Source organism: Burkholderia reimsis (assembly GCF_003294055.1).
GTDB classification, from domain to species: Bacteria; Pseudomonadota; Gammaproteobacteria; order Burkholderiales; family Burkholderiaceae; genus Burkholderia; species Burkholderia cepacia.
Window position 1 is genome coordinate 1 of sequence record NZ_QMFZ01000094.1, and the last position, 3,535, is coordinate 3,535.

The window sequence follows — 3,535 nt, forward strand, 5'->3', positions numbered from 1 at the left end:
GATCGATCAGATTCGTGGGCGGCGACACACGCCACGCGGCCAGATCGGCGAACGGCACCCAGCGATAGTGTCCCGCCGTGATGAACTCGCATACAGGACCGAAACGCGAGTCGCTGTCCGCAATCCATCCTGCGACACCGCGCGGCGTGCGGGCGGCAACGAGTGGCGCCCCATCCAGCGCGCTTTCACGCGCGTCGTCGGCGGCCTCGCTTTGCCCATCCGCCGCGAGCCGCAACGCGCCTACCAGCTCCCTGACCCATGAATCGGGCTCGTGGACGAAGCCTGGGCGTTCCTGTCCGCCGACTACCTTCGCCCGCCAGCGTTCGGCGCGGATCAGGTCGCGAAAAACCTGCGCGGTCTGCAACTGACCCGCATCGAGCTTCGCCCATGTCTGCAACTGCTGCACGGCGCGCGCCCAGTCACCCGTGACGCACATCAACTGGAACAGCGCCCAGCGGTGCGTGGCGGTGGTGGGTTGCGCACGAATGCGCGACTCGATTCTCGCGATCTGTTCAACCAGCGGCGTGTCTTGCGGGCGATGCGTGTGCGGTTCGCCCGCAGCGGTTCGGGTATTCATGCGTCGTTCTCGCGTGTTGGCGCGGTAAGCGGACTGTCGACCGACAGTGCGTGGTGTTCGCGCCGGGTAAGCGCGGGGGGCAGGGCAGGCGCGCGGCGCGCGTCGGCCGCGTGAAATTCCGGTGGGGCGAAGAGCCGCAGCACTTCCGGAACGGACGCCTCTTCGAGCGCGAGGTCGCCTTCCAGCCGGCCGAACACGTCCTCGAGCGTGCGTTCGCCTGACAGCAGGGCTTCGATTGACGCGGATTCGCGATGAGCGTCCTGAGCGTGCCATTCGTCCGGCGCGTCCTGTGTCGCTGCGTGTGCTGACGGCTCGTCCACTTGCGGTGCCCACGAATCGGTGAGCGACGCGTGGGGATCGGTGAGGGCACGCCAGTACTGTGCATGCAGCGCATCGACAAGCGCATCGGCGCTGTCGGCGTCGCCGGTTGGAGCAGAAACCCGGGTGTGTGCGTTCGCCTCGGCGCTGTCCATGCTTCCAATGCCAATCAGGCCGAACACGGCGTCATCGCCAGGTGAACGGTCAGGTGCTTCGCGTGCCGGAAGGTCGGATTCGGGGATGCTGGCCGTGCGTCGCCCGTTCCCGTCGCGCAGCACGGGTTCGGTGCGCGCGACATCCGGTTGGCGTTGGCGCCAGGGCAGGCGGAGGGAGCGCATCGGCGGTGTCCGGTGACAGGAAGCCCGCATTTTAAACACGAGTCGCGGGGACCCGTCTATCCCCGACTGAGTCCATCCGGATTGAGTGTGGAATATCGGAAAATTGAGATAGGGGATTTTGATGGTCAATAAATGTCAGGAAATGTCAAATTTAAAAATAAACAAAGATCAAATCTCATGATAATCAGTTGCTTGCGGGAAAGGTGTAAAAGTTTTTCACATTTAAAATTGAGTTACTCAATGTTATCAAAGACTTGACGATTGTAAGATTAATGTATGGTTTGGTGGGTGGTGAATCCGATGGCCGCGGTAGGGTATTGATCGGGGCGTGGTAAGGTGAGATACGATTCGACTCGGATTTTCCGGGGTGCGTAAGTTGACGGCGACGTGTATTCATGAGAATAATGCGCGCCTTGGGAGACCTTTCTCGTTCTCCCGTTTGAAACGCGGCAGTGGACCAATGCCGCAATTGCATCGCCAGTGGGGCGGCGGATCTGCCGTCTGAATAGGACTCCTCACCGCCATGGCGGGCCGGGAACGGGCTGTAGGGAACAACAAGAAGGTACGCATGACGATTTCACGCCAGACGCTGTTCGGCAAGCTCGGGGTTCAGCTTTACCGCGGTATTGAATCGGCGACCAGCTTCTGCAAGCTGCGGGGCAATCCGTACGTTGAGCTCATCCACTGGCTGCATCAGTTGCTTCAGCAACCGGATGGCGACGTGCATCGGATCGTGCGACACGCGGGCATTGACCGCGAAGCACTCGAACGTGACTTCGCCCGCGCGCTGGCGGCCCTGCCGGCTGGCGCGAGTTCGATCAGCGACTTCTCCTGGCACATTGAATCGGCCATCGAGCGCGCGTGGGTGCTTGCAACCCTCAGTTACGGTGACCGCCGTGTGCGCGGGGCATGGCTCGTCGCGGCGCTCGTCACCAATGCTGAGTTACGGCGCGTGCTGCTCTCGATTTCCCCGGCATTTGCCAGGATTCCCGTCGACGGCCTCGATGACGTGCTGCCCGCCTGGATCGACGGCTCGCCCGAGGCGGACGATGCACCGTACGACCGTAGCGATTTCGCGCCCGCCACGCCCGGCGACGCCTCTGGCGCTGTGTCAAATGCCACGAAGGGTGGTTCGCTCGAACAGTACTGTACGGACCTGACCGCGCGCGCTCGCGCTGGCGAGATCGACCCGGTGATCGGCCGCGAACTTGAAATCCGCACGATGATCGACGTGCTGCTGCGCCGCCGGCAGAACAACCCGCTGCTCACGGGGGAAGCCGGTGTCGGCAAGACTGCGGTTGTCGAAGGGCTGGCGCGCGCGATCGCGTCCGGCAACGTGCCGCCGAAGCTCGCCGACGTGCGCCTGCTGAGCCTCGACGTGGGCGCACTGCTTGCCGGCGCCAGCATGAAGGGCGAGTTCGAGGCGCGCCTGAAAGGGCTGCTCGAAGCCGCCGCGAAGTCGCCGGTGCCGGTCATCCTCTTCGTCGACGAAATCCACACGTTGATCGGCGCGGGTGGCCAGGCCGGCACGGGCGATGCCGCCAACCTGCTCAAACCGGCGCTAGCGCGCGGCACGATCCGCACGGTTGGCGCAACCACCTGGTCTGAGTACAAGCGGCACATCGAGAAAGACCCGGCGCTCACGCGCCGCTTTCAGGTCCTGCAGGTCGCGGAGCCGTCCGAGGCAGCTGCGATCGACATGGTGCGCGGTCTGGTGCAAACGTTCTCGTCGCATCACGGCGTCGTGGTGCGTGACGAAGCGATCCGCGCGGCCGTCACACTCTCGCATCGCTATATTCCTTCGCGTCAGTTGCCGGACAAGGCGGTCAGCCTGCTCGACACAGCGTGCGCTCGTGTCGCGCTGTCGCAGCATGCTGCGCCGCGTGAACTGGACGACGTGCGTCAGCGTCTTGCCGCTGCGCGTGCGGAGGAAGCGCTGCTCGTGCAGGAAGCCCGAATTGGTCTGGACGCAGACAAGGCATTGATGGGGGTGCGCGCACGTATCGACGTACTCGCTACGGAAGAGGCGGCAATCGAGATCCGCTGGCGCGAACAGGTTGCGGCTGCGCAGGCCTTATTGACGGCGCGCGAAACGGTGACCGGAAATGTCGACGGCACGCCGGAGGATCTGTCAGCGTCAGTCGCGAAGCTGCGCGGGCTCGAGCGCGCACTGATCGACCTGCAGGGAGATGCACCACTGGTCTTTCCGGAGGTCGACGAAGCGATTGTCGCTGAGATCGTGTCAGACTGGACCGGTATTCCCGCGGGGCGCATGGTCACGGACGAGATCGCGGCCGTGCGC

At 63.9% G+C, this 3,535-nt stretch carries 3 protein-coding genes; 1 reads left to right on the top strand and 2 read right to left on the bottom strand.

Annotation, left to right across the window (positions count from 1 at the left end; genetic code table 11):
- On the bottom strand, positions 1 to 577 hold a 577-nt coding region (locus DPV79_RS41270; protein WP_113048158.1), incomplete at its 3' end, for a type VI secretion system accessory protein TagJ.
- Positions 574 to 1,233 carry a TagK domain-containing protein gene (locus DPV79_RS41275; RefSeq protein WP_165843645.1) on the bottom strand — a complete coding sequence of 220 codons (660 nt, stop codon included), beginning with the start codon at positions 1,231 to 1,233 and terminating at the stop codon, positions 574 to 576. The genes DPV79_RS41270 and DPV79_RS41275, both read right to left, overlap by 4 nt.
- A gap of 568 nt (positions 1,234 to 1,801) precedes the next feature.
- Between DPV79_RS41275 and DPV79_RS41280 the strand changes: the two genes are divergently transcribed.
- Positions 1,802 to 3,535: AAA family ATPase (locus tag DPV79_RS41280; protein ID WP_113048159.1), on the top strand; the 1,734-nt coding region annotated here is incomplete at its 3' end.